The following is a 556-nucleotide window of genomic DNA, read 5'->3' as shown; positions in this document are numbered from 1 at the left end:
CTCAACCGCCAGGCTGAACGCTATGCCCGCGAAGGCGTGCCGCTCAGCCTGTCGACGCTCGCCGACCAGGTCGGCGCCGGCGCCGCGGCGCTGATGCCGCTGTTCAAGCAGCTCGAAGCCCATGTGCTGGCCGCTTCACGTCTGCACGGCGATGACACGACGGTGCCGGTCCTGGCCAAGGGCAAGACCGATACCGGCCGATTATGGACCTATGTGCGTGATGACCGACCGTTCGGCGGCGCCGATCCGCCGGCGGTCGTGTTCTACTATTCCCGCGATCGCCGAGGCGAACATCCCGCGGCGCATCTCGCCGGCTGGAGCGGCATTCTGCAGGCCGATGCCTATGGCGGTTATGGCGATCTCTATGCGGCGGCCCGTCAGCCAGCGCCTATTCTGGAAGCCAGCTGTTGGGCTCACAGCCGGCGCAAAGTGTTCGAGCTAGCCGATATCGAGGCGGCGGCGCGCAAGAAGGCGCACGGCGAGAAGCCCAACCTGGTCTATCCGCTCGCGGTTGAAGCCGTGAAGCGCATCGATGCCCTGTTCGATATCGAGCGCG

The 556-nt window shown here is 66.4% G+C and carries 1 protein-coding gene; it reads left to right on the top strand.

From position 1 onward, the window contains the following. The coding region (locus tag NKI63_RS30680; protein ID WP_352824134.1) for an IS66 family transposase at positions 1–556 on the top strand (556 nt) is incomplete at both ends.

It is taken from the genome of Mesorhizobium sp. M0410 (assembly GCF_040321435.1).
Classification (GTDB): domain Bacteria; phylum Pseudomonadota; class Alphaproteobacteria; order Rhizobiales; family Rhizobiaceae; genus Mesorhizobium.
Note: the sequence above shows the minus strand (reverse complement) of the source record. Positions and strands in the feature narration are given on the sequence as shown.